This window comes from Ammoniphilus oxalaticus, from assembly GCF_003609605.1.
Lineage (GTDB): Bacteria > Bacillota > Bacilli > Aneurinibacillales > RAOX-1 > Ammoniphilus > Ammoniphilus oxalaticus.
In genome coordinates this window covers 78,894-103,854 of sequence record NZ_MCHY01000009.1, presented here as the reverse complement: position 1 = coordinate 103,854, position 24,961 = coordinate 78,894, and the positions used below count along the sequence as shown (strand labels likewise).

The following is a 24,961-nucleotide window of genomic DNA, read 5'->3' as shown; positions in this document are numbered from 1 at the left end:
TTCCGTAGTACGAAAATATATATTCTCCATTGCTTAAGTTGCCATTATTTAAACCGTGTTGCTGATGGTTCCGAAAGGTCTGTATAATAAAGAGGTCGCTCATTGAATAATCATTGAAATTAGTCAGGGGAGAGGTGGTCCGTATTGGATACGGGATCAACATTGAAACGGTTTGGCGTTTCCATGGATGAAGGGTTATTGCAACAGTTCGATCAATGGATACAAGAGACAGGTTATGAAAATCGTTCAGAAGCGGTTCGCAACCTTGTTCGCGACGCGCTCGTGCAAAAAGCATGGGAAGACGATGAGCAATATGTGGCGGGCAGTATTCTTATTTTCTATGATCATCATCAACGTGACGCGCTTCAGGAATTGACGGAAATTCAACATAAAATGCATGATATGATCTTAGCGACCACCCATTTTCATTTGGACCATGATAATTGTTTGGAACTTATTGTTGTCAAAGGAAAGTCGGGGCAACTGCGCCAGTTAAGTGATCAGCTGATTAGCGCCAAAGGCGTAAAGTACGGAAAGTTCACGGTATCTCCAGTTACAGATCCATCCAAAAAGTAAATATCTACCTCACAAAATACCAAAAGAACCTGTTCGGAGAAAATCGAATAGGTTCTTGGTCATACATCCAATATTGAAAATAATAAGCCTTTACAATTCGACGGGCCTAACTGTTATCAGAAAACCATAAAGGGTCATCGTTATCCACTTCGCCATTATAGTTGATCAATACTTCCTCGCCTGCTTTGATGGCCGTTAAAGCATAAAAATCAATCGTGTGGTCATCAAAATTAAGCTCATAATCCGCATTTGGTTGATAGGAATGATTAAACAGCATGCCGTAACCGAGCGCAAAGGCTGTATGGTTTTCGCCGTATTCAAATGCGTAGTCCGCTAGGATCGTTTTCTCAATATGAACATGTTGTTCATTTGGGTATGGGATCACGGGAGCTTGATGAAGTAACTCACCTTTAGCTATATCGCGTGTGGCAAATACCCCTCTGTTGAATTCTCCATCGCTTAATGAGGAAGTTTTTATCTCTATCATTTCATCACCCTTTGACCTTTAAAAGATATGCTAACTAAGACGCGGGAACCCCGCTTAATTTGTTTATGATTGCTTTTGCCGTATGCTGTCCGTTTTCTATACAGTCTGCGATTCCAACACCGTAATAGGAGCATCCTGCTAAGAGGATGTTTGGAAATCTCTCCGCCATTTTTAATTCTAAAGAACGGACGAGTTGCGGATGTTTGACATGGTAGTTCGGCATTGTTTCATGCCATTTCGTTACGTTGTATTCGATCGGATCGCCAGTAATGCCTAGACTATTTTTAATATCTCGTAAGGCTACCTGTTTTAATTCATCTTTTGACATCTGCAGCAAAGAAGGATAAGCGGGATCAGAACTCTTATAGAATAGCCGAACTAACAAACGATTATTCGTTGCGGTGTGCTCCCACTTCCTACTCGCCCAGGTGCAAGCGTTACAGACGACAGAACTGCTGTTGGAGACGATATAACCCGTTCCATTTTCGGGAAGAAGGTGATCAGGCAGATCAAACCCAAGGTAGATGCTAATTAAAGAGTTGTTTTTCAACTGATTAAAATCGCTGTCGAGTTGTTCGTCGTTCAATAACGTTTGGGCCACCGAATGAATCGGGCTTAATACGACGAAATCAGCTTCTAACATTTCCTGATTGGCCAACTGAATCTGGTAACACTCTCCTGACTTGCTGATCGACTCCGCTTTAACACCTTTTATAATGCGCGCATCAGACAACTTGGCTTCATAGGCGTCAATGAGCGCGGACATTCCATCTTTGAAAGACAGAAACTTACTCTCCCCTGTTTTAAACAAGTGTTTATTTTCCGATAAACCCTTGATAATACTGCCGTATTTATTTTTGTATTCAATGAGATAGGGGAGGGTGGAGGCGATTGTTAAGTTGTTAAGTTGACCGGAATATACGCCAGATAGGACGGGGGATATTTGTTTTTGAACTAATTCTTCGCCAAAGCAATGTTCCAAAAATGCGCCGACGGAGTCTTGTTCGGTAAACGTATCGTTTTTTGTATAAAAATCTTTCAATGCTTCGACTTTTCCTTCGGCGGAAACTAAATTACTTTTTGCTAAGGATTCAATGCTTAATGGAATTCCAAAGACAGTATCTTCTGGAATCCTCTTCAATTGATTTTCGGAATAAAGGAAGGACGCGCCTGTGGCATTATAGACAACCTCATCTTCTAGATGAAGCTCTTCCATAAAAGAAGTTGTATGTAATTTACGAGTGACGATCGAATCCGCTCCTGTTTCCATGATGAAGCTTCCCGCGTGTTCGGTTTTAATTTTGCCGCCTAGGCGCGGTTCGGCTTCAACTAATATGAGTCTAATTTGCAAATCATTTTCTTGCGCTTGTTGTTGCAAATGATAAGCCGCAGATAGCCCGGTAATGCCGCCGCCGATGACTACAACTGTTTTCAATATAAACACCTCTCATAGATTCCTTTCGCTAATTATAACAAAGCGAAGGTGACAATCAAATTACAGTTCTGTGAACGTTTATTGACCTTATTTGTCCAGAAAACAAGCAACAGCCGACAATTAGCCAGCTGTTGCTTCAAATGACGACATATTTAGCTAGCTCTTTTGATGACGACCAATCGATCGAGGACATACGAAGAATTCGCTTTATATTTTTTTGAACCTGATTTTGTTTGGTATAAAAGCTCGTTATTACCTAAATAGACCGCGGCATGATCGATGCTAGACTTTTTTCCATTCATCGAAAAGAAAGCGATATCCCCCCGTTTAATTGAAGATTTACTTACGGTCTTCCCTTTCTTTAGCCAGTCATTTGGATTGGAATACGATTTATATCCATTTTTTTTCAACAGGCTGCGCAGTGAATTAACTTCAGTTTTAGCTTGAGAGGTTAAGGATAACGACTTTGAACTTGTTTTGGTTGGCAATACCCTTCTTGCGGTTACATAATGATCTCGCCACCAACCTTTGCTTGCATCCTGTATGCGTACCCCGCCAGTTCCCCACGTATGTAGTACTTTTCCGTTTCCAGCGTAGATTCCAACGTGTCCAATTCTCTTGATTGAAGATGCGCTATATTTCATCGTCGCTTTTGTGGAGAAGAAAACAAGGTCGCCTACTTGTAAATTATTTACGCTAACCTTTTTTCCAACTTTCGATTGGTTTCTCGCCCCAAAGGGTAAATTAATTCCATGCTTTTTATATACATAATGTGTAAAGCCTTGGCAATCAAAAGCGGAAGGGGTTTTGCCGCCAAGTTTATAAGGGACACCAAGATATTTTTTTCCAGTTGAAACGATCTTGCTTCCTGAGACAGAGGCGGCAGAGACGGTTGCAGGTTCCCCTGGTAAAACGGATGGAAAGGCGGTTAAAACAAGGGACAAGCCTAATGTCATAGTCATAATTTTTCTGAATGTAAGATTCTTAAAGTTTTTCAAGTTTCTACTCCTCCTAGTACTTTCTGGGTTTCACTAGGAAAAGTATAGCAGAATTAAAAATTCCATAACTTACATAAAGTGGAACAGAGCTATATGGCAGAAGGGTTATCCAATTTAATGAAGAAATTATGAGAATTTTTTAATCGCGATTTCCTTTACATAAATATGTAATTATGGTAATGGAAAGTTTAACTAAAAAAATGTTGGTGTTTGTACTATAATAATGGAAATGAACTGGAACAGAGGAGTTGGGAGCATGACCCGAACAAAAGCGGTAAATGTGAGAGGGACAGAGATAGGAAGCGGTCAACCGATCATTTGCATTCCATTAATCAGTCAAAGTGTTGATCAATTGGTAAAGGAATGTAAGCAGGCGGTTTCTAAAAAACCAGATATGATCGAATGGCGCGCTGATTTCTTCTCAGAGTTAGCAAATTTAGAAAGTGTTATCGTCGCTGCTCGGATGATTCGGGGAGAGGTTGGAGAGATCCCTTTATTATTTACGATTCGTTCCATCCATGAGGGAGGCCAACCGGTTGAACGATCTGAAGAAGAGATTGTGAATTTAATTAACGCTATTTGTCGAACGGGTTATATTGATCTTGTCGACTATGAGATTAGAAATGATCAGCAACGGATAGAAGGTGTGCTCGCAACAGCAAAGCAAGCAGGCGTTTATGTAGTCCTATCCTATCATAACTTTGAAAAGACGCCTGAGAGCTCAATTCTTATAGACAAGCTCCGTCAGGCGGAACAATTAGGAGCGGATATGGCTAAAATAGCGGTGATGCCCCAGTCAAACGCAGACGTTTTACAGTTGTTACAAGCGGCGCAAACGACGCAAGAAGAATTGTCTATTCCTTTGATCGCGATTTCAATGGGAGGACTGGGCGCGATCACGCGTGTTGCGGGTTGGATGTTCGGGTCCGCAGTTACTTTTGCGATTGGCAATGAAGAATCAGCGCCAGGTCAGATACCGATCGCCGATTTGCGAGCAATGATTACCCAATTGCAGAATGCCTCTAACTAAGTGGATGAAAAAGGACCTATACAGTAGGTCCTTTTTGTTTGTTAAGATTTACCTTTTGTGGCGGATAGTAGCCAAAAAATGAGCGCAAATCCCATCAGGGCTAGAAACGGAATGGTAATAAACCCAAACCAATTGATATATTGCCCACTGCATGGTACGCCACTTGAGCAAATAGAAAGCTTTTGCATAGCAGGGATTTTTTGTTCCAAGTAATGAAAGATAGAGATGCTCATCCCAATCACGGTCAATACTTTGGCGTAAGGAATGATCGCCCGATCTTGTTTATAAGCGGCTATGCCGAGCAGGAACACGAGCGGATACATAAAAATGCGCTGATACCAGCACAACTCACAAGGCGCATAATACATAAATTCACTAAAGTATAAACTGCCCCCCGTAGCGATCACAGCTACAAGCCAAGCGAAATACAGGCTGTACTCCTTGATCATGAGTTCTCATCGATCTCTTTTTGGATTAGCTGTTTAAAAGAGTTATAATCTAATGAAATTTGAATTGGCACTTGTTTTCCATTTAAAAAGAGGGTTGGTGTTCCATCAACGCCGGCTTGATCGCCAATCGTTATGTCCTGATTGACAGCTTTGATTGTGTTCTTCTGTTCAATATCTTCTTTTAGTTGTTCATAATCGACTTCCACGTTCGCGTCTTTCGCAATCTGAACGAGTCTGTCCGCATTCCATGCGTCGGTCTCTTCTGGCTGGGCAAATAAAGCCTCATAGTACTTCCAAAACTCATCGGGATTTTGGTTATAGACTGCTTCCACGGCCATCGCGGCAGCTCCTGAATCGCCATTGGGACTTACAACCGGAAAGTTAATAAAATAAAATTGGACCAGTCCCGAATCAATGAAGTCCTTTTTTAATGAAGGATAGACTTGTTTGCCAAATCGTTGGCAAGTTGAACATTTAAAATCGGCGAATTCAATAATTTGAATCGGCGCTTGCTCAGAACCGAGCATCGGTTGCTGATCTAATTGAAAAATATCCGCGTTAACCGCTTCATTTAATCCTGTTCCCGTTCCTGATCCTGGACCAGAAGCTGCTTTGTAAAAAATGACCCCGATGATTAGAATTAAAAGAATAGCGAGCGACACATTCATCAGTTTTGCTTGTGAACGTTTTTTAACTTGGTTTTGTTTATGTCCTTTATTCCCTTTTTTGCTCATGTATTTTCCCTTTCCATGTGTAGTCAAATTCTCTCAATCACGTTTAGTGTAGTGTTTAGTTGCGAAGCTTGTCAATAAGCGTTTATTCGGAGATTAAGTCGCGGTGACTTCTCGTTGCTAGAATCACCTGTAAATAAATAGTATACTAAATTTTATAGTGATTGGACGTTATCAACATTAGAAGTAAAGGAGCGAAATAAACTGCGATGAGTCAACCAATTGAATTACCGAAGAAAGTAACGTTGTCAGATGGGACGGTTGCGCCGGCTTTAGGACAAGGCACTTGGTATATGGGGGAGAACCCTGCGATTAGAGCGAGGGAAATTAAAGCTTTGCAACTTGGCATTGAGCTAGGGATGACACTTATTGATACGGCCGAAATGTATGGAAATGGTCAGTCTGAAGCGCTCGTGGGTGAAGCGATCAAAGGGCGTCGGGATGATGTGTTTTTAGTTTCAAAAGTTTATCCGCATAATGCGGGACTCGATACCATTTCTACCGCGTGTGAAAATAGTTTGAAGCGGTTAGGGACGGATCGTCTAGATTTGTATCTTTTGCATTGGCGAGGCGGTATTCCGTTGAAGGAAACAATTGAAGGGATGGAGCGACTCAAACAGGAAGGTAAAATTTTGCGATGGGGTGTTTCTAACTTTGATATTGATGACATGCAGGAATTATGGGAACTTGAAAATGGATCCAATTGTGTCACGAATCAGGTGCTCTATCATTTAGGTTCAAGGGGAATTGAATATTCGTTGATGCCTTGGCAGCAAGAACGTCGGGCGCCAGTTATGGCCTATTGTCCGTTGGCGCAAGGGGGCTCGCTCAGTAGGAAATTGTTAAATGATGCGACGATCAGTGAGATTGCCAAACAACATGGGGTACGGCCGCTACAAATCATCCTTGCGTGGGCGATCCGTTCAGATCAGGTCATAGCCATTCCGAAAGCGTCACAGGAGCAACACGTTCGCGAGAACGCCGCTGCAGCTTCAATTAAATTGACTGAAGAGGACTTACAAAGGCTTGATCAGGTTTTTCCAAAGCCTACCCGAAAATTGCCGTTAGATATTGAGTAAATTTAAGAAATGAGGTGGAACCTGCTAAAAAGTGATAGCGGGTTCCTTTTTTAAAGAAAGTTAAGATTGGATTTAAGAAGGATAGGAAAGGGGGGACAGGCGCGTGGATGGAACACTTAAAAAACGGGTTTTAATTATGACTTCTGTTGAGAAAGAACGAGAAGCAGTTTTACGCGGGCTCGGCCAAACAGAACAATTTTCGGTCAAAATTGCTGGTGTTGGTCCCGCCGCGGCTGCAGCAAATACGATGGCAGCCTTAATGGAAGGTCAGTACGATTTGGTTTTAAACGTTGGGATTGCAGGGGGCTTTCAAAATCGGGCAGATGTCGGCTCACTCGTGGTTGCTGATGAGATCATTGCCGCTGATTTAGGAGTGGAAACGCCAGACGGATTTCAAAGTGTGGATGAGCTTGGCTTCGGTTCAACCCGTTTTCAGACAGCGACTGGTTTGGTGGAGCGAATGGTGGCTACGGCTAAGAAGGCGAACCTATCTATCACGATCGGTTCAATTTTAACCGTGTCGACTGTGACTGGAACAAAGGCAAGGGCGGAGGAGTTAGTCAGGCGCGTTCCTGGAGCTGTCGCGGAAGCGATGGAAGGTTATGGGGTCGCGGTTGCCGCTAAGCAGAGAAGGGTTCCTGTTTTGGAAATACGAGCGATTTCAAATGGGGTCGGTCCGCGTAATCGGGCCGAATGGCGGATTGACGCAGCTTTAGATGCGCTGACTCAAGCGGCTGCATTATTCAAGGAGGTCTTTTAAGTTGAGTAGATTACAAATTGCTTTTTCACCATGTCCAAACGACACATTTGTATTTCACGCGTTGGTCCATGGGCTCATTGAAGGGACGCCCGAATTTGATGTTACGTATGCTGATATCGATATTACGAATCATTGGGCAGAAAGCGGGAATGGACCTGATGTCATGAAAATATCTTATGCTGCTTTACCGTGGGCTCTTTCCGAATATGCTCTGTTGCCGTGTGGCGGCGCATTAGGAAGAGGGTGTGGACCGCTTATCTTAACAAAACAGGAGCGTTCTGCGCTCGATCTAGCTGAGTGTGAGGTAGCAGTGCCGAGTGAGCGTTCAACCGCCTATCTTTTGTTCCGACTATGGGCGGCGCAACAAGTCCCTGGCGGAGCCCCTCGAAAAATTACGGTAATGCCATTTGATGAAATCATGCCAGCTGTTAGGGACGGCAAAATTGATGCTGGCTTAGTCATTCATGAAGCCCGTTTTACCTACCCATCCTACGGTTTAAAACTAATGACCGATTTAGGAAACTGGTGGGAAGGGGACACGGGGTTACCCATTCCGTTAGGAGCGATCGTTGCGCGGCGGTCGTTAGATTTGGATTCATTAACAAAATGGATCCGCGCTTCAGTAGAATATGCTTGGAAAAATTCAACCGTCTCGCAAGCGTACGTGCTGCATCATGCTCAGGAAATGGCTCCAGAAGTTGCAAAAGCTCACATTGATTTATACGTTAACTCGTTTACAGCGGAATTGGGCGAAGCAGGTTACGCGGCGGTCCGCGCTTTACTTGATCGGGCGGCTAAGGAAGGGCTCGTTCCTGAAATGGACGCAAAAGCTCTTTGGTTTTAATTTTGGGCAGTTTAGGTGGATGGGGAGAGCTGGATGAAATTGAGTGAACTTAATTCACACAATGTGATTATGGGTGAACCCAGGTGATGTGGGGTGTCTTTTTGGTCCGTTGAGATGCCCTACATAACTACTTTTTAACCAGCGGGAACGCGCTATAATGGACATATGTCTATAAGTTAGGTCATGCGCTAAAAAAAGGAGGGGGAAGATGTTGTGTTACAAGTCTCGAACAGTACCGACTGAATGGAGGGTTTTGGGAATACTGGAAAAAAAGGATGAATTTATTGGAGGAGGACAGGCAGTATTTCGAAAATATTGGAAAAGGTTATGAAGGAGAGCGCATGTTTGATTCATGGATCGGGCCTCTGTCTACAAAGAACGGTCTGATTTTACATGATTTATTGTTTGAATAAATCATTCCGTATTTCAGATTGACACACTCGTCATCGTTTCTGAAAGGCTTTATCTGTTTGAAGTTAAAAATTATGAAGGTGATTTCTATTATGAACAGGATCGATTTTATAAAAGGCCAAAATTTGAAGTTATTAACCCGCTCATTCAATTAAGAAGGACCGAGTCCTTATTGCGTCGTCTGATACGCGAACATCAATTTTCAATTCCGATCACAGCAGTTGTCGTTTTTATCAACCCCACTTTTACCCTGTATCAAGCTCCTCTTGAATTGCCGTTTATATTCCCGACACAGCTAGATAATTATTTTGATAAGCTCCAAACCCATTCGACAAAACTAAGTAATAAACACAAACAATTAGCCGATCTCTTAATTTCATTGCATCTTGCGGAATCCCCTTATAGGCAACTCCCCACTTTCGAATTTACCAAATTGAAAAAGGGAATTACTTGCGCTAAGTGTTCAGATTTTAGCGTCAGGATAATTGGTAAACGGGTGGTTTGCGCTGAGTGCGGCCATAAAGAATCCATCGATGACGCCGTGATGCGCAGTGTGAATGAATTCAGGCTCCTTTTTCCGGAGCAGAAGATAACAACTAATGTGATTCACGAGTGGTGTAAGGTCATAGAATCAAAAAGGAGAATACAGCGGGTTTTATCCAATAATTTTAAGAAGATTGGCTTTAACAGAGGAACCTATTATGAATAAGGTAACTTTTGGACTCTGCAGATTTTTCTAATATAGGTAGATCATGACCGAATCGCTGGGGGTATGGTCGCTCAACGGTTGTGATCATTTAAATGTGTTCGTGACACCTAACCGACGTAGCAGATCCTGTGCAAGATAGACAAAAGAAAGCCCTCATACTCTTAAAAAGAGTTTGAGGGCTTATATTATCAATGAGTCATCACTTCAGGATAATAAAGAGGATTGTTGGGTGAATCAAATTTCTGTCTATTTTTCAAGGAACGGTTGTAAATNACTCTCCAAGGCTCTGTTGTAAAATCAAGTAGCGTGTTCTGTCCCCAGTCGACTCTTCAAGGAACTGTTGTAAATCCAAGCTGTCTGTTTCTGTCCTTAGTCGATTTTTAAGGAGATGGTGTAGTTCTAGATGTTGATTCTTCTCTCATGTCGAAAATTAAGGTTATGCTGTATTGTTTATGTTGCTCCTCGCTAGACTATGGATGGGTTGTATTCCTAAATATCGAAAGATTAGCTTGTTCGGAATAATCACTCCCTTTTTTCGACAAACCTTTTTTAAAAAGAGACGAGATACCTAGTTAAATGTCGAATCTTGCTGAGGTGTATCCCGTTCACCCTGTAGTTCCAGGATGTAATTATATAATACAATCTAAAAACCATTCTGTAAAAGTCGATATTAGTCGAATACAGGCTCAAAATCAACCTTTTATAACTTCAATCGACCTTTTTAGGGTAAATATATCAAATTACGACACGGTTCGACATTTCTTTTTAAATGTATTTTTATGGTATAATAAAGGGACCTGGTAAAAATGGGAATGTTTCTATGTAGGGTGGGCGCAACGGATACTTGGCGCTTGCCTTTTTTTTATGAGTGGTATGGCAAGGGGCAAGTACATAAATAGAAGAGATGGACCATAGAAATGGTGTAGAGGAGGTTGGTGTATGAGGAGGAAATTGTATCTTAATGGGGAATGGGTCTCAGCGAAACATTATACTGAGTTGCGTTCGCCATATACAAATGGAATTTTAGCCGAAGTCCCGCTTGCTGATAAGTCGGAAGTTGATTTTGCAATTCAAAGCGCGGATCAAGCTCGTCCGATCATGGCGAAAATGCCGGCTCATCAACGGGCTGCGATTTTGGATAGATTGTCTGCGTTGTTGGAACAAAAGGCGGAGGAAGCGGCAAGGTTGATCGCGTTAGAGGCGGCAAAGCCGATTTCTGCCGCGCGGGGAGAGATCGCTCGGACGATCCAAACGTTTAAATTTGCGGCTGAAGAAGCGAGAAGAATCTACGGGGAAACAATTCCCTTAGACGCAGCGCCAGGCGGCGAAGGGAGATTAGCTTATACGGTTCGTGAACCACTTGGTGTCATCGGGGCGATCACTCCCTTTAATTTTCCAATGAATCTTGTCGCGCACAAACTCGGTCCTGCTATTGCCGCGGGGAATACGATTGTCTTGAAACCGGCTTCGCAAACCCCATTGTCGGCATTTTTTCTTGCAGAATTACTTGACGAAGCGGGGCTGCCGGCGGGAGCTTTAAACGTTGTTAGCGGTAAAGGGAGTGAGATCGGGCAAATGATCGTCACAGATGAACGAGTTAAAATGGTCACGTTTACTGGGAGTCCGTCGGTTGGCAAGAGGATTAGAGAACAAGCAGGTTTAAAGAGCGTGACACTCGAGTTAGGCTCTAATTCAGCTGTCATTATTGATCGCGCGATAGATGTGGACAAGGTCGTTGATCGATGTGTTGTTGGGGCTTTTTCCTTTCAGGGTCAAGTTTGTATCGCGTTACAACGCATTTATGTCCACGAAGATTTGTATGACTCATTTGTTGAAAAGTTTGTGGAAGCCGCGCAACGATTGAAGTTTGGAGATCCATTGGACCCGGAAACAGCTCTTTCAGCATTGATAACAAAAGCAGATGTCCAACGTTGTATGCAATGGATAGAGGAAGCGAAAGCGGAAGGCGCTCAAGTAGCATGTGGGGGGACGGCAAAGGGACAAGGGTTAATGCCAACCGTTTTATTGCAAACAAGTCCGACCATGAAGGTTTCATGCCAAGAAGCATTTGCCCCGATTGTGTTAATTGATAAAGTACAGTCTGTTGAAGAGGCGTTTGATCGGGTGAATGATTCGCGCTATGGGCTGCAAGCAGGCATTTATACCAACGATATCCATCTGGCAATGGAAGCGGCAGAACAATTGCAGGTTGGGGCCGTGTTAATTAATGACATCCCTACTTTTCGCGTGGATCAAATGCCTTATGGCGGCGTGAAAGAAAGTGGCATGGGACGGGAAGGAATCAAATATGCCCTTGAAGAAATGACAGAATTAAAATTAGTTATTATTAATCGTAATTAACCCCTGTTACTTACTGGAAATAAAGCGACTGAACAGGTATGCTAGGTTAAGTTGAGATTATTATTTGAGGAATATGGTGGGGAAACATGGATGCAATTATAAAAACAATATTGGATACGCTCGCAGATCTAGGTTATTGGGGAATCGCAATAGGTTTAATGATTGAGGTCATTCCGAGCGAGATCGTATTAGCCTATGGAGGCTACCTTATTTCTATTGGAAAAATTGGATTTCCAGGGGCGCTCATTGCCGGAATTATCGGCGGGACATTGGCCCAAATTTTTTTATACTGGATTGGGTACTATGGGGGAAGACCTTTTCTTCAAAAATACGGTCGTTATTTATTGATTAACCAAAAGCATTTGGACATATCCGAGAGGTGGTTTGAGCGCCACGGGACGGGTATTGTTTTTACCGCGCGCTTTATTCCAGTTATTCGGCACGCGATTTCAATTCCAGCGGGCATTGCCAAGATGAGTTTACTACGCTTTACTGTTTTAACGGTGCTAGCTATGATTCCCTGGTCCATTTTATTTCTTTATTTAGGGATGCAATTAGGAAACAATTGGGCGGATATAAAAACTTCTGCTCAGCCATTTATCGGAAAAATCATGTTAGGCGCGATAGCGGCGGCTCTTCTCTATGCTATCTTACAAATTAGGAAAAAAAGAAGAACCTATTGAACAATCAATAGGTTCTTCTTTTTTGGTTAAATCATCTTTATTCCACTAAGTAAGATGACGACGCAGACGACTGCTCGCAATGGCTTTGTTGGTATTTTTGCGGAAAGAGAACTGCCAACAATGACACCGGGGATTGAGCCGATCAGGAGATTGAAGACGAGCGGGAAATTTACGCTTCCAAAGCTGGCATGCATAAACCCTGCTGCGGTAACGAGAAAGAAGGCATGGGCAATATCGGTGCCAACTAATTCTGAAGACTTCAGTCGAAAAAAGTAGAGTAAGGCGATGGCAACGAGGGAACCAGATCCAACAGATGTGAGCCCAACAATGAAGCCCAGGCAGACTCCCATTGTAATGGTGAGTCCTTTTTTCTGCTGGATTGTTCGTAATTGCCACCGATTTTCTTTGAAATTCGAATCAAAAATGGTTCGAAAAAGACTAGACAGCGCAACAGCAATTAAAATGTACCCCAAAGCATGTTTTACAATGACCTCTTGATTTCGATAAAACGTATCTGATAAATAGAGCAGACTAACCGCTACGATAGAACTTGGCACACTGCCGATTGCAAAGTATTTTACGAGGGTGAAATTGACAGTCTTTTGACGCCAATGTTGAAGGGTTCCGAAAAATTTTGTGATGGAATTGTAAACGAGATCCGTGCCAACCGCTATCGTAGGGTTAACTCCGATTAAGATAAGGATGGGGGTTAATAAAGCCGCGCCTCCGACCCCTGTTAGACCCACCAGGAAACCGACAAATAACCCCATTAGCATAATTCCTATACTCATACATTCACTCTCCTGTTTTAGGAAGGGTCTTCAGAATTGGGAAACCGATAGGATATCATATGAAACGCGTTATTTTAGGTGATTGCCTTGAATAAACTCTTTGGAGCCCAAATTAATGGTTGTATAGAGATAAAACAAATGCTGTCTACTAGGGTTTTGTGAATCTAAAAGAGGAGGGCGGACAGTGACGCGTTCATTTTCCACTTTAAATCGGACTTCTATTGTTAAGGGGATAGCGGGGAATTCAGTTGATTTGTTAATTATTGGCGGCGGAATTACGGGAGCGGGCATTGCCTTAGATGCGGCTGCGAGAGGGATGAAAACGGTCCTGTTTGAAATGCAAGACTTTTCCGCGGGAACCTCCAGTCGTTCCACCAAACTGGCGCACGGGGGTCTCCGTTATCTACAACAATGGGAATTGAAATTGGTCGCGGAAACGGGCAGAGAGCGGGCTGTCGTCTATGAAAATGGGCCACACGTGACACGACCAGAGTGGATGTTAACTCCAATTTATAAAGGGGCTGCCATTGGAAAGCGAAGCGTGGCGATCGGGCTAAAATTATATGATTTTTTGGCAGGTGTAAAGCGAGCGGAACGACGAAAAATGTTATCGAAGGAAGAAGTGTTGAAGTTCGTCCCTTTTCTTAAATCATCAGATTTGTTGGGAGCTGGTTTTTATGTGGAATACCGTACGGACGACGCCCGATTGACAATCGAGACGCTTAAAGAATCGACGCGCCAAGGGGCAACAGCGCTCAACTATAGTAAAGTGGAACGTTTACTTTATGAGGCGGGAAAAGTGAATGGCGTGGAAGTAAAGGATCAGGTGAGCGGCGAGTGGTATCAAGTATTTGCCAAAAAGGTAGTCAATGCGACGGGTCCATGGGTGGATGAAGTGCGGAAACTTGATCATGATGATGGACGAGAAAAGACGTTGCGTTTGACCAAAGGCATTCATCTGGTGATTGACCAAGCGACATTCCCCCTCAGACAGGCTGTTTATTTTGAATCGTTAGATGGTAGGATGATGTTTGCGATTCCACGGGACGGAAAAACATACGTTGGAACAACAGACACCGATTATGATGACGATCTGATCCAGCCGCGGATGACGATAGCTGACCGTGATTATGTGTTAGACGCTATTCAAAATCAATTTCCTGGGCTATCAATCAAAGTAGAGGATGTAGAATCGAGTTGGGCGGGATTGAGGCCGTTAATTCAGGAGGAGGGAAAGGCTCCTTCTGAAGTTTCAAGAAAAGATGAAGTCTGGCAATCGCGATCGGGATTAATTAGCATTGCGGGAGGCAAGTTGACGGGTTACCGTAAGATGGCGGAGCGGGTCGTTGATAAAGTTGTTCAGGATTTGCAGAAAAAAAGGGAGCGTACGTATTCAAAGTGTCGTTCCAGGCGGCTACCTATTTCGGGTGGAGATGTAGGCGGTTCAGCGGGTTTTGATGACTATATTCAAAATAAGGTGAAACAAGGAACGGCATTTGGTTTCACCGCTATACAGGCGGAGCGACTCGTTCGGCGCTATGGGTCGAATGTAGATGATTTATTTAAACTCGCATCGGAATACAGAGCAAAAATAGACATCCCGCTAGACTGGTTTGTCGAGGTTTTATACGGAATTCGGTATGAAATGGTCGTTACACCAACGGATTTTTTTATAAGAAGAACAGGCGCCTTATCATTCCAAATTGAAACGGTTAGCCGTTGGAAATTTGCCGTTATTCGAATCATGGCAGATCAACTGGGCTGGACGGCAGACCAAAAATTGAAATATTTAGTTGACCTCGATAAGCGGCTCCATGAAGCTGTTGAACCCTTGGATGAGACTTTATAATCAGGTATACTAAACTAAAAATGATGTAGCGGAGGAAAAACGGAGTGAGATATGTACTTCTTTTCATGGCATGCCTGTTTACGGTTGCATGCGGCAATCAACAACCGCAGCTTGAAGATTCGCTTAATTGGCCTGTGCAAGAATTCACAGCGGTGAATGAACAGGGCGAAGAAATCGGTTTGGAACAGTTGCAGGGAAAATTGTGGATTGCCGATTTTATTTTTACGAATTGCGCGACGGTTTGTTTACCGATGACCGCGCAAAAGACGGTGTTACAACAGGAGTTAAAAGATCAAGGGCTTGATGTAACACTTATTTCGTTTAGTGTGGACCCGAAGCGCGACACTCCCGAAGTATTGCAAGAATATGCGGAACAATTTGACGCTGATCTTTCTAATTGGCACTTCCTTACAGGTTACACAGAAGATGAGATCAAACGAATATCAGAAAAGGATTTTAAATCTTCGCTCATATTTGAAACAGGAACAGATCAAGTGACGCATGGAACGTATTTTTTTCTAGTGGATCAATCGGGTGTTATTGTTCAAAAGTATTCAGGTATGCATGATTCTTCTGCAGAGATTATTGCTGACGTTAAACAATTAACGCGTTAATTTGGTGAAATTTTTTCTAAAATGGACAACCGCCTATCCCACAAACGATGGCCTAACATAGGATAACGTATATTGATTGTTTAGGGGGGCAAGGATTGAACAAGACAAAATCAAACTCTTACCACGCAGTCCTGCAACGACTAACAGAAATAGAAAACAGACTGGATTTAATGATGGAAGAATTGGAAGAGATTAAGCAAAACACGGGGAGAAAGAAAAGAAAGAGGTTGGCCCTTTTATCAAAAAAGAGACAAGATGGCCCAACAGTATCTAACCAGCGGCGGGGGGGTAATGAAACGCCGCTTGAACTAGAGTCATTATTAAATCATCCCATCTTAAAATCAATGCTGCAGGGTAACTCGAAAGGCGCGTCGAATGCGCTGCGGGGAATGGACCCGAATCAACTTGCCAAAATATTTAACAACCCAATGATTCAATCCATGTTAAAAAAGTTATAGGCCTTGACCGAATGAGTGGTCAAGGCTCTTTTTTTATTCGGGCAGTGAGATATATGGGAACTTCCTTCTGCTAAAAAATGTTGTCTCCAATCGAGGATTTGTTATGAAAATTACAGTTAAGGCGTTGTGAATAGGTAGTCCATACGGAAAACCGCTGTTATGAAAGTATTCCGTTTTATTACCTGCTATCTTATAATATTGCAACTAATTGGATGTTATATCCAGTATAAGAAAAAGTCAATAGACCCTCGTTATATTGTTTTGCAATTTTTTTTAAGATCCTTTATAAGGAAAAAGCTAGTTTCGATAGTAATCTGATAATCTATGCTTATTTTTAAGTGTTATTTGCATATGCAACTTTAAAACCCAGCTCATCTTCTTATGTGAAGATAAGCTGGGTTTACCATCATGTAAAGGTATTGAAGAAATGAGGATTTACAATGCTAGAAAATATAGTGTGGAGAATTTCCTTTTAAAATTCAGTAATAAGTTTGATAGAAATCTCCATACGTCTAAATATTTTTTTAGGCATTATTTTTGTAATAAAGCGCGATCATTTGAAGAGCTGCTTACCCTAAAATCCTTCCTGATAGCGTACCATTATCTTTTGAACCGAAAAGTTCTGTTTTTTAACAACGACCGCTTCCCCTTGTTCGAGTCTCTTTAACGTATCGGGGTGATAAATAAACTCTTTGGTTGATCGGATACTTCCGCGCTCGGTTTCACCTTGCTTTGATAAATGCGCTGTTACCTGGAGTTCGTCTTTTTTGCCAATAACCTCCGCTAGCGTTTCCGCATCCGATGGGCTGTTTTGCCGTTGGATAATGTACACGTTGCAGTTTGAAAGGACTTGTCCAATTAAAGAAGTCCCTCCAACCTTGTCGATATCGCTAATGCTTTGTGAGGATAGAATAGCATGGATTCCCGCGCTCCGTCCTTGGTTAATCAGGTTAACAATCTGATCTCCCGCGAAGATGCTGAATTCATCAAAGATGGTATATATCTTTTGATCTGTCTCCCTAGTGAACTGTTGCGCCGCCATGCCTTTTAAATCGGTTATAATCAACTTTCCGATTTGGTTGGCGTATTCGGGGAACGCTAATGGCTGCAGACTAAAGAATACAACGGCATTTTCCCGCGCGGCTCTATCTAGATCGATCACTTCATCATCCGGATCATCCTTATCAATATCAAATAAGTGACCAATTTCACTTTCCGTAATCGTGGCGATCCGCGCGGCTAGTCCTAAAGGTTGTCCAATTTTAGACTTGTTTAGGCTATCCATGACCTTACCACGTTCGTCATAATCTGCAATGCTACGGGAAAGAATCACTAGGTCGTCTGGATCAAGATATTCCCCTATTTTTGTTAACGTCGGTTTAATTCCTGACAGTTCAAAGACCTTAAAAACGGTTTGCAAATAATGTTCAGCGAGATTTTTATCATGTTCTTCAGTCCAATCGCCTAAGCTCATTAACTTATCTTTTAGCTCAGTAAATCCACCAGTAGCCAGTGGATTATATTTCATAGATGGACCGACCATGCTGAATAAGTAGAAAGGTCGATCATGTTGAGTCGCTAACCGCTCGATCTTTTTTGCTAGGTCTAAGTCTCCCTTTCCGTCCACGTAAATGAAGGGAAGCCTCCGAGAAATCGCGCTTTCTGCTATATTCATAATTGTCACGGTTTTACCGCTTCCTGTTGTACCCAAAACGAGAGCATGTTGATTAAATTCGCTATCGCTGATAATACAAGATTCCTGATTGGTAGAATTAGTACCCATTATGACACCATTCTGTGGATGGGTTTCTATCTGCTTATAAGCCATCTCCTGACCTCCTACGTTTGTTCTAAAAGTGATCTCTTCTCTTATCAATTACCCGGTACATGGTCGAATGATTCATAGAAAGATGTTTATGAAGCGCATACGAAAGCGCGAATGATGAATTTTTTGGTTGTGGGTGAATCAAGTTACGTTTTGCTGGTTAAATATAGTCAAGCGTTAGAATTATAATCACACGAAGGAGTGGAAGTAAATTATGAATATGGAATCTGTACAGGAACAGTTAAAGGAATGGGGCGAACTCATTATTACAACCAATGCGGGTGAAACGTATGAAATTCACCTAGGGGATACTCAATTTGATCTTGTTCAAAGGACAATTACACTTACGACACCGGAAGCGGAGTTTATTATTGATGGTGATGCTGTAGAAAACGTAAAGAAACATTATGGACACAAAGTTTAAGTTTGGTTAACAAACGGATACTTTAGAGATAATGAAAGGAAGGAGAAGATGTGGCAATGATTCATGCGAGACACTGGCTAGAGGAGGAATGCGTTAAACATCAATCAATGATTAAAGCAGGGGAGCCTATTTATGAAGTCTGTAAATACGCCGAAAAGGAAGAGTTTGATTTGACTTTGATAGGAAATCGGGAAAGGAGAATGATTGATGGTGTACGTATAATTCAAAGCAGCTGGCTGCTTTGAATTATACAAGTCTTTAGCGTAGTTTCCACTTGATCAATTGGATAGCAGTTCCTTTCTCAGGTTGAAAATGAATGACGAAATCATCCATCAAATGTTTTCCATTCATTACACCGTTTGAAAAGTCAGAGTTGTTTGTTGTATCCTCTACTAGTAACTGAAAAAGATCGGGGACATCCGGCACGATGTCCTCTATCCTTACCTTCAACCCAATTCGATCGGTTTCTTCCACCGATTCAATACATACGGTTCCTTCCTTTGCTTGTTCACATATCGTACTTGCTAGTTCAGAAATTGCGGTTACAATTGTAGTTTGATCCGCTTCTGTAAACCCTAACTTTTGACACATGATACGTCCTTGACGTCGAGCGGCTATAATCCCTTGCACATTAGCTATCTTGATGATCACCCTTTGCGACAAGAACTCAACTCCTCTGGGTCCATTTTAAGTTTTATCTAAATTAATTATACTATTAATTACAAATATTGAAATGCTATCTGGTAGAACATAGCGAAATATCCCTTATAAAACGCAAAAAATCAGTCTTTCTGTAAAAAATAAGAGAAAGACTGATTTTTTATAGAATTAGACGATGAACGATTTTAAAAAGATAGATATATTCAACCTCCGTCTCGATTAGCTTAATTTTTGCGAAAGAGTAGAATAGTCTGATCGTCGGTAATGCGTAGTCCGTTTGAAGCAAGTATATACTGATGTAATTGCTCTACAATTTGTTGCGCGCTTTGCGTTAAATTAATTTCCCGTAAAAAATGCCGAAGGATGCTATTATCATCGATACTTTCACTATCTCTTGATTCAGTGACGCCATCGGTATAGAGTACAATAAAATCACCGGGTTCAAGTTGTACACTTTGGGTTTTATAGCCATACCGCGTCGTTAAACCTAGCGCGCACCCATCCGTTGAGAGATCTGTAAACTGATCTTTCTTTGCTTCGTAGAAGAGCGCGGGTTCATGACCAGCATTCGAATAGTAGAATTGACTGGTGGGCGCGTAATACTCTCCCCAAAACATGGTGACAAACATAGAGGCTTCACTTTTCTTATATAAAAAGCGATTCAACAACTCAAGTACAGTGTGAGGTTGTTGACAGTCTTCAATGCTTTCCATCGCAAATTGCATCATGGACATGATCATGGCAGCTGGGATGCTTTTTCCCGCAACATCCGCTACAGCAATTTCGACCCTTTGATTATAGGACATAATATTGTAGAAATCCCCGCTTACTTTACGAGCAGCAACACTAATGACACCCAAATCCACATCTTTTGGCAGCGATAGATTCTCCGTATCGGGCAGTAAGGAATTTTGAACGGATTTAGCCAATGACAACTCTGTTTCTATTTTCTCCTGTTCAGAAAGAAGAGTCTTTCTTCTCTCATAGACAAGATTATACTGTACCATAAACTCTAAGAAGAATGTAAACGAATCATCCCAAAGAGGGGGTAGATCCTGTTTTTCTTTCATACTATTAAGATGAAGAAGCAAAACATCTACCGGATTAATATTATTTTCAATAAATTTTTTGGAAGATTGCTGGGCATAAAAAAGCTGCCGCTCATCTTTTTCTAATAGATATTGGTAAAGCAATTCCTGATATTGATTTTTAAAATGTTCATCCATATCGTTTATCTCCTTCGAAAATCGAAGCCACCAGTCATTTACTCCCGGTTAATGATGAATCTGATAAAATCTGTCTTAATTCGGAGACCGCCCGTTTTTGAATCCGACTAACGGTCACTTGAGATATACCAAGCCTTTTAGCAATGGTTCGCTGTGATTCGTTCTCAACGAATGCTAAATGTAGAACATGTTTATCTTGCTCCGCCAACTGATTGATTGCTTCATGTAAGTCTAACCGATTTTCTAAATCCTGAAAATCATCATCTTCAGATCCAATGATGTCCCCAATGGTTGCTGAATCTTCTTCACTTTTTAATGGTGTATCAATGGATACATACTGGTAATATTCACGTCCGACGAGGACTTCAATTGTCTGCTCCACGGTAAGTTCAAGAGATTCGGCAATTTCATGAATGTCTGGAGACCGTTCCAGTTTCATCGTCAACTCATCGATGGTTTGCTGGATGCGAGCGCCCTTCTCTTTAATTTTTCTTGGGACCTGGATATACCATGATTTATCCCGAAGATAATTTTTCATATGGCCAATCAAACTTTTCATTGCGTATGCTTCGAAGATAAATCCTTTACTGGTGTCAAACTGCTGGAGTGAACGCAATAATGACATTTGGCCGACCTGAAACAAGTCTTCATAAAAATCAGGGCGGTTCCGGGACATCTTTTTTGCTGCCATCTTTACCATGGGTTCGTATTCTAAAAGAAGAAAGGTAGCTAATTCCTCATTATCTGTTTCCTGATATTGTTGAATTTTTTCATTAAACTGTCCCTTTTGTCTCTTCGAATCCATAAAGTTTGTCTCCTTCAGTTCCGTTAAGCAACTTTATCAAGATCACTTCTGTACCCGTTTCATTGTTTACTTGAACGTCATCCATAAGAGCCTGCATCATGAAGATACCTAAACCGCCTACAGTCACTTCACTCAGCTCTTTATCATGAAGCGATTCCGCTTCATTTGAGACTTTTTCATAGTTGAAGCTGCTTCCAAAATCTTTTATTGTGATCCGTAGGCCATCTTTTTGCTCCTCAAAATGAACGTCAATTTGGCCTGAGTTACCCTTATCATAAGCATGAATAACGGCATTATTGCATGCCTCGGAAACAGCTACTTTCATATCCTCGATATCCTCATAGGAAAAACCCATTTTTGTGGCGATTCCATATAAAGATAGACGTACAACATCTACAAAATCAGCTTCAGCAGGAATGGTTAAGTGGACTGATTTATTTTGCTGCTTCATGCTTATGCGTCAGTCCTTTCGTTGTTGTTCATGTCGCGCGTAGAAAAAAGGAACTTTGAAATCCCTGTTATGTCAAAAATCCGTTTAATTTTGGGGGAAGTATCCTCTACTGACAAGGCAGCATTTAATTGATCGCGCTTTTTCAAGATATGGACGAAAATTCCAATCCCTGTACTATCAATGTAGTGTAGGTCTTTCAAATTGATCGTAAGAGTCTTGCTAGCATCATCGGCAAGCCGATCTACTAGTGATCGAAATTGTTCGGCTTTTGATATATCAAGTTCCCCCTTTAAGTATACCCTGTGTTCCATCGCAGTTTCCTCTTGATGAATTTCAAATTTTTCAACATGTTTCATTCTGACTGTCACCTCTGCTCATTATTAATTTCTTTTATTTAACCAAAAACAAAGGAAGAGGAAAAGAGTTCTACTATTTTGCTACAGAAAAATTTTGTCATCCCTATTACTTACCCCCTGCAGGAGCAATTGAAACACTTAGTATGAAGATTTTTATTATTTTTTTTAAGAAAGTGATGAAAGTTATCCTAGTCTTGTTTGCTAAGATTTTCAGTGTAGCTATATCGTACACAAAAAAATAAGGCCTACCCTGGGGATAAGGCCTTATTTTTTATGTGTCTCAAGCATGAACTGAATTAATCAATCGCTAAAATAAAAAGGTCGGATAGCCCTTTATAAGGAAATCAGATGATTACATTAGGGGGTAAAAATGATACGGATCATCTGGTTCACTCGGTTGCGCAATGATGAGTAACCGACCTTGATTTAACTCTTTTAGTAGATGCTTCTCTATTTCTTTAGGAATCCCCATAGATTCCATTTGAGAACAAAGTTCATCTTCTCTTGAACGAAAGATATTGGCAATTTGGTTAAATATACCTTGTTCCAGAATACCAATTGAGTTCGTTTCTATCGCATCTGTTAACGTGTTTGTCCGTCTTTCACTATGAGCTAAGATATAAATATCCTGAAGGGAATATCCTTCACTTTCCAATTTTCTTATTTCCTCTACTGCTTCTACTCCGTTTTCTACAATAGCTACTGGAATTTCCATTGTATATTCCTCCTTCAAATGAATATTTTACGACTTACCTATTCATTACCCAGGAGTTGCTCGATTGAGTCAATTATTATTTCAGTGTTTCAATCGACTCATTTGGGTTTAAGAAGTAGTAATCACCTTAAACATGAAGAAGGGCGTGAAGAATTGATGGAACAAAATAAAAATATCGAGATAGAAAAAAAGAATATCGAGAAGAAGTCAGATTCAAGTATGGTAGCTTCCACATTCATTAAGTATATTTCTTATTTAATCATCTTCTTTGGTTCTTTATACTTTATCAACCATTATGTATTTCCTTTGTTTAAATAAAATACTAAAACGTTGGAAGGTGGGAGACGCATGGCTAAGCTGCGGCACATTGAACAAGTTCGGGGAGAACTTCACGTACTCGCTTCTGGAAGAGGATATCCAGACGGGGAAGTGCTGAAAAAATCGCAAGAACTGGATAGGCTCATCGTTGAGTACATGAAAAATCAGGCGGTTTGTGGGAGAGATTGAATTTCATGACGAATGCTTTCCTGAAGCTAACCCTTGTAAATAACCCTAATACTTACGCGAGTAGATCATACTCGCGGAGTAAGGCTTACAGTTCCTGAATGGCGACTTGAATGATTATAGTTAACAAGTTTACTTTGGAATCTAGCGTACGCTTGACGATCTATAAAATTGAATTGGAGGGGATATTAATGAAGTCAGAATCCATCCATCAGTTGTTAAGAGTAGGTTATTTATTGCATCAAAAACAGACCTTATTCAAACGGATTTTTAATGTTAACGCTGACTTTTTTAATGAAGAACTTAATTTATTGTTACACGTGATTCTTATTCACATGGAAATTATCCAAGAGAAGGATCAATCTATTATGATAGTCAATCAAGATCATTACGAGTATGTAACAAAAATATTCTGGAACTACTGTGAAGGTCAAGTGTCTGTGGAAGACGTGATCGAGCTTATTCAGGATTTAAAAGTTGAACATAGCAGTGTCAGGTATGGGGAAAATGGAGAACCTCTGATGCGGATTAATCCTACAAATTCAATGAATGTCTTATTTAAGATTAAGTATTCTATTCAACAAAAACGAAGTAAATTCGGGGACTTAATTGGAAGTGAGCGGGACTTCCTTCGGGCCGAAAATAAAATCATACAAGTTGCTTTAGGGGAATTGGGGAGAACGGGATATTTTGCTGAAGATGGCGCTTTGGAGACACTCTTTGGTTTTGAGGCGTCTATCCAGCAGGTGGAAAATGCCGTTTAGTTTTCTTTGCGAAGCATTTAACAAGGATACCCCGCAGTACAAGAGATCTATTTGACTTAGTGGATACGATCAACGCGCGACTTTTTTTATTTTTTTGATATCAAAACAAGATTTTTATTAAAAAATGTTTCAAGCTGATCGATCGTGGGTAAATAAAAGTAAGGGTGAACTTGGAGGTAAAAATGGCGTTTCAGGTTACAATCCTGGAGTTCTCGGCCTTATTGGCTTCAATTTCCTTTATGATCCTTGTTATTTACTTGGTTCGCATACTAAAACGACTTAAGCGTTTGATTGCAGATCTCCAAGTGAATAGCAACCAGATCAAATTGATTGTTGATTCTCTTGCTACGACTGGAAAGCACATACAGGATCTTACGATGACAATCAAGGACGAGACTGAGATCAGGAAAGATAGGTTAGGCAACATAGGCAACATATTATCCATATTTCATGTAGGAATGGATCTTTATCAAAAAGTGAAAGAAAAAGGGAGAGATGTCGCATGAAGAATGAAAATCATAACAAAAACCTGTTATTGGGAACCGTAATCGGAGGAGTAGCTGGTATTGCTACATCTGTGCTTGTGTATAGGAACAAAGATACTGTTATCGAAAAGTGCGCGGAAGTGAAGGGAAAAGCTGGTGATACGATTGAACAGTTAAAGGAACAAACAGCAGTGTGGGAATCCAATCTAAAGAACCGTACGATTGGATTTACCAACCAGTTAAAGCAAGCAGTCAAAGAAGTTGCCGCCTCAAAGAAAAACCAAGACGATGAAGGCGCGCAAGAGGCGATGGATAACTTAAGTCTAGCGATTGATAAGTTTGTTGAGGCAATAGACAGAAATAAAAATTAAATGTAAACCGCTGACCAAAGAAAAAACGCGCTGTTCAACAGTAAGAGCCCTATGCCCACTTGTCAGGGGAGGGCTCCCCTTTGCATTCATTCGCGCTTCTATTTTACAAA

General features: G+C 41.3%; 29 protein-coding genes. 16 read left to right on the top strand and 13 right to left on the bottom strand.

Annotated features, from left to right (window positions below; genetic code table 11):
• The first annotated feature begins 144 nt into the window (after nucleotides 1-144).
• Entirely contained in the window at nucleotides 145-576 is a 432-nt protein-coding gene (gene nikR / locus BEP19_RS11825) for a nickel-responsive transcriptional regulator NikR (RefSeq protein ID WP_281269298.1), read from the top strand.
• 106 nt (nucleotides 577-682) lie between these two features.
• Here nikR and BEP19_RS11820 read toward each other — a convergent pair whose 3' ends face one another.
• The 3 genes from BEP19_RS11820 to BEP19_RS17725 form a co-directional block, all read right to left on the bottom strand.
• The gene (locus BEP19_RS11820) at nucleotides 683-1,063 is read right to left on the bottom strand and encodes an SET domain-containing protein (protein WP_120190126.1); all 381 of its coding nucleotides are present in this window, start codon (nucleotides 1,061-1,063) and stop codon (nucleotides 683-685) included.
• A gap of 34 nt (nucleotides 1,064-1,097) precedes the next feature.
• Nucleotides 1,098-2,498 (bottom strand): protoporphyrinogen oxidase, encoded by a 1,401-nt coding sequence (locus tag BEP19_RS11815; protein ID WP_120190125.1) that lies wholly within the window; start codon nucleotides 2,496-2,498, stop codon nucleotides 1,098-1,100.
• A gap of 152 nt (nucleotides 2,499-2,650) precedes the next feature.
• Nucleotides 2,651-3,496 (bottom strand): C40 family peptidase, encoded by an 846-nt coding sequence (locus BEP19_RS17725; protein ID WP_170145361.1) that lies wholly within the window; start codon nucleotides 3,494-3,496, stop codon nucleotides 2,651-2,653.
• Between the two features lie 256 nt (nucleotides 3,497-3,752).
• On the opposite strand from BEP19_RS17725, the gene aroD reads away from it, so the two are divergent.
• Complete coding sequence (gene aroD, locus BEP19_RS11805; RefSeq protein ID WP_120190124.1) at nucleotides 3,753-4,526, top strand: type I 3-dehydroquinate dehydratase; 774 nt, start codon at nucleotides 3,753-3,755, stop codon at nucleotides 4,524-4,526.
• A 41-nt stretch (nucleotides 4,527-4,567) separates the two neighbouring features.
• On the opposite strand, the gene BEP19_RS11800 is transcribed toward aroD, so the two are convergent.
• Both BEP19_RS11800 and BEP19_RS11795 read right to left on the bottom strand, forming a co-directional pair.
• On the bottom strand, nucleotides 4,568-4,975 hold the full coding sequence (locus BEP19_RS11800; protein WP_120190123.1) for a disulfide oxidoreductase: 408 nt from the start codon (nucleotides 4,973-4,975) through the stop codon (nucleotides 4,568-4,570).
• Nucleotides 4,972-5,709, bottom strand: coding sequence for a DsbA family protein (locus BEP19_RS11795; protein ID WP_120190122.1), 738 nt, complete (start codon nucleotides 5,707-5,709; stop codon nucleotides 4,972-4,974). Before BEP19_RS11795 ends, BEP19_RS11800 begins: the two co-directional genes overlap by 4 nt.
• Before the next feature lie 206 nt (nucleotides 5,710-5,915).
• Between BEP19_RS11795 and BEP19_RS11790 the strand changes: the two genes are divergently transcribed.
• The 6 genes from BEP19_RS11790 (at nucleotide 5,916) to uptA (ending at nucleotide 12,553) form a co-directional block, all read left to right on the top strand.
• Nucleotides 5,916-6,785 carry an aldo/keto reductase gene (locus BEP19_RS11790; RefSeq protein WP_120190121.1) on the top strand — a complete coding sequence of 290 codons (870 nt, stop codon included), beginning with the start codon at nucleotides 5,916-5,918 and terminating at the stop codon, nucleotides 6,783-6,785.
• Between the two features lie 136 nt (nucleotides 6,786-6,921).
• Nucleotides 6,922-7,545, top strand: coding sequence for a futalosine hydrolase (locus tag BEP19_RS11785; protein ID WP_120190691.1), 624 nt, complete (start codon nucleotides 6,922-6,924; stop codon nucleotides 7,543-7,545).
• Between the two features lies 1 nt (nucleotide 7,546).
• Nucleotides 7,547-8,389 (top strand): 1,4-dihydroxy-6-naphtoate synthase, encoded by an 843-nt coding sequence (locus BEP19_RS11780; RefSeq protein ID WP_120190120.1) that lies wholly within the window; start codon nucleotides 7,547-7,549, stop codon nucleotides 8,387-8,389.
• A gap of 409 nt (nucleotides 8,390-8,798) precedes the next feature.
• A complete protein-coding gene (locus BEP19_RS17995) occupies nucleotides 8,799-9,509 on the top strand; it encodes a nuclease-related domain-containing protein (RefSeq protein ID WP_342767423.1) in 711 nt (236 codons plus the stop codon).
• A 939-nt stretch (nucleotides 9,510-10,448) separates the two neighbouring features.
• The gene (locus BEP19_RS11770; protein WP_120190119.1) at nucleotides 10,449-11,870 is read left to right on the top strand and encodes an aldehyde dehydrogenase family protein; all 1,422 of its coding nucleotides are present in this window, start codon (nucleotides 10,449-10,451) and stop codon (nucleotides 11,868-11,870) included.
• A gap of 86 nt (nucleotides 11,871-11,956) precedes the next feature.
• Nucleotides 11,957-12,553, top strand: a complete 597-nt coding sequence (gene uptA, locus BEP19_RS11765; protein WP_120190118.1) for an undecaprenyl phosphate transporter UptA — start codon at nucleotides 11,957-11,959, stop codon at nucleotides 12,551-12,553.
• 26 nt (nucleotides 12,554-12,579) lie between these two features.
• Here the strand turns inward: uptA and BEP19_RS11760 are convergent, their stop codons facing one another.
• Nucleotides 12,580-13,344, bottom strand: coding sequence for a sulfite exporter TauE/SafE family protein (locus BEP19_RS11760; RefSeq protein ID WP_120190117.1), 765 nt, complete (start codon nucleotides 13,342-13,344; stop codon nucleotides 12,580-12,582).
• A gap of 184 nt (nucleotides 13,345-13,528) precedes the next feature.
• Between BEP19_RS11760 and BEP19_RS11755 the strand changes: the two genes are divergently transcribed.
• The 3 genes from BEP19_RS11755 to BEP19_RS11745 all read left to right on the top strand — a co-directional run bounded on the left by BEP19_RS11755 (nucleotide 13,529) and on the right by BEP19_RS11745 (nucleotide 16,265).
• Nucleotides 13,529-15,193 carry a glycerol-3-phosphate dehydrogenase/oxidase gene (locus BEP19_RS11755; protein WP_120190116.1) on the top strand — a complete coding sequence of 555 codons (1,665 nt, stop codon included), beginning with the start codon at nucleotides 13,529-13,531 and terminating at the stop codon, nucleotides 15,191-15,193.
• Between the two features lie 44 nt (nucleotides 15,194-15,237).
• Nucleotides 15,238-15,807 carry an SCO family protein gene (locus BEP19_RS11750; protein WP_120190115.1) on the top strand — a complete coding sequence of 190 codons (570 nt, stop codon included), beginning with the start codon at nucleotides 15,238-15,240 and terminating at the stop codon, nucleotides 15,805-15,807.
• Between the two features lie 95 nt (nucleotides 15,808-15,902).
• On the top strand, nucleotides 15,903-16,265 hold the full coding sequence (locus tag BEP19_RS11745; protein ID WP_120190114.1) for a hypothetical protein: 363 nt from the start codon (nucleotides 15,903-15,905) through the stop codon (nucleotides 16,263-16,265).
• 574 nt (nucleotides 16,266-16,839) lie between these two features.
• Here BEP19_RS11745 and BEP19_RS11740 read toward each other — a convergent pair.
• Nucleotides 16,840-18,093: a type IV secretory system conjugative DNA transfer family protein gene (locus tag BEP19_RS11740; RefSeq protein WP_120190113.1), complete on the bottom strand. Its 1,254-nt coding sequence runs from the start codon at nucleotides 18,091-18,093 to the stop codon at nucleotides 16,840-16,842.
• A gap of 211 nt (nucleotides 18,094-18,304) precedes the next feature.
• Here BEP19_RS11740 and BEP19_RS11735 point away from each other — a divergent pair, with 211 nt between their 5' ends.
• Together BEP19_RS11735 and BEP19_RS11730 are read left to right on the top strand one after the other, a co-directional pair.
• A complete protein-coding gene (locus BEP19_RS11735; protein WP_120190112.1) occupies nucleotides 18,305-18,514 on the top strand; it encodes a hypothetical protein in 210 nt (69 codons plus the stop codon).
• 56 nt (nucleotides 18,515-18,570) lie between these two features.
• Nucleotides 18,571-18,759 (top strand): adenine nucleotide alpha hydrolase family protein, encoded by a 189-nt coding sequence (locus tag BEP19_RS11730; protein WP_120190111.1) that lies wholly within the window; start codon nucleotides 18,571-18,573, stop codon nucleotides 18,757-18,759.
• A 13-nt stretch (nucleotides 18,760-18,772) separates the two neighbouring features.
• Here BEP19_RS11730 and BEP19_RS11725 read toward each other — a convergent pair whose 3' ends face one another.
• The 6 genes from BEP19_RS11725 to BEP19_RS11700 all read right to left on the bottom strand — a co-directional run bounded on the left by BEP19_RS11725 (nucleotide 18,773) and on the right by BEP19_RS11700 (nucleotide 22,727).
• Nucleotides 18,773-19,177: an ATP-binding protein gene (locus BEP19_RS11725; RefSeq protein WP_120190110.1), complete on the bottom strand. Its 405-nt coding sequence runs from the start codon at nucleotides 19,175-19,177 to the stop codon at nucleotides 18,773-18,775.
• A 221-nt stretch (nucleotides 19,178-19,398) separates the two neighbouring features.
• Nucleotides 19,399-20,400, bottom strand: a complete 1,002-nt coding sequence (locus BEP19_RS11720; protein ID WP_120190109.1) for a SpoIIE family protein phosphatase — start codon at nucleotides 20,398-20,400, stop codon at nucleotides 19,399-19,401.
• Nucleotides 20,401-20,434: 34 nt separating this feature from the next.
• Complete coding sequence (locus BEP19_RS11715; RefSeq protein WP_120190108.1) at nucleotides 20,435-21,205, bottom strand: sigma-70 family RNA polymerase sigma factor; 771 nt, start codon at nucleotides 21,203-21,205, stop codon at nucleotides 20,435-20,437.
• On the bottom strand, nucleotides 21,174-21,656 hold the full coding sequence (rsbW, locus tag BEP19_RS11710; protein ID WP_120190107.1) for an anti-sigma B factor RsbW: 483 nt from the start codon (nucleotides 21,654-21,656) through the stop codon (nucleotides 21,174-21,176). The genes BEP19_RS11715 and rsbW overlap by 32 nt, the downstream gene beginning before the upstream one ends.
• A gap of 2 nt (nucleotides 21,657-21,658) precedes the next feature.
• Entirely contained in the window at nucleotides 21,659-22,012 is a 354-nt protein-coding gene (locus BEP19_RS11705; RefSeq protein ID WP_120190106.1) for an STAS domain-containing protein, read from the bottom strand.
• 352 nt (nucleotides 22,013-22,364) lie between these two features.
• Nucleotides 22,365-22,727, bottom strand: a complete 363-nt coding sequence (locus BEP19_RS11700; RefSeq protein WP_120190105.1) for a YflT domain-containing protein — start codon at nucleotides 22,725-22,727, stop codon at nucleotides 22,365-22,367.
• Nucleotides 22,728-23,075: 348 nt separating this feature from the next.
• Between BEP19_RS11700 and BEP19_RS11690 the strand changes: the two genes are divergently transcribed.
• The 3 genes from BEP19_RS11690 to BEP19_RS11675 all read left to right on the top strand — a co-directional run bounded on the left by BEP19_RS11690 (nucleotide 23,076) and on the right by BEP19_RS11675 (nucleotide 24,851).
• Nucleotides 23,076-23,234 (top strand): aspartyl-phosphate phosphatase Spo0E family protein, encoded by a 159-nt coding sequence (locus BEP19_RS11690; RefSeq protein ID WP_120190103.1) that lies wholly within the window; start codon nucleotides 23,076-23,078, stop codon nucleotides 23,232-23,234.
• A 188-nt stretch (nucleotides 23,235-23,422) separates the two neighbouring features.
• Nucleotides 23,423-23,995 (top strand): hypothetical protein, encoded by a 573-nt coding sequence (locus tag BEP19_RS11685; RefSeq protein ID WP_120190102.1) that lies wholly within the window; start codon nucleotides 23,423-23,425, stop codon nucleotides 23,993-23,995.
• Nucleotides 23,996-24,497: 502 nt separating this feature from the next.
• Nucleotides 24,498-24,851: a YtxH domain-containing protein gene (locus tag BEP19_RS11675; RefSeq protein ID WP_120190100.1), complete on the top strand. Its 354-nt coding sequence runs from the start codon at nucleotides 24,498-24,500 to the stop codon at nucleotides 24,849-24,851.
• Nucleotides 24,852-24,961 lie beyond the last annotated feature (110 nt).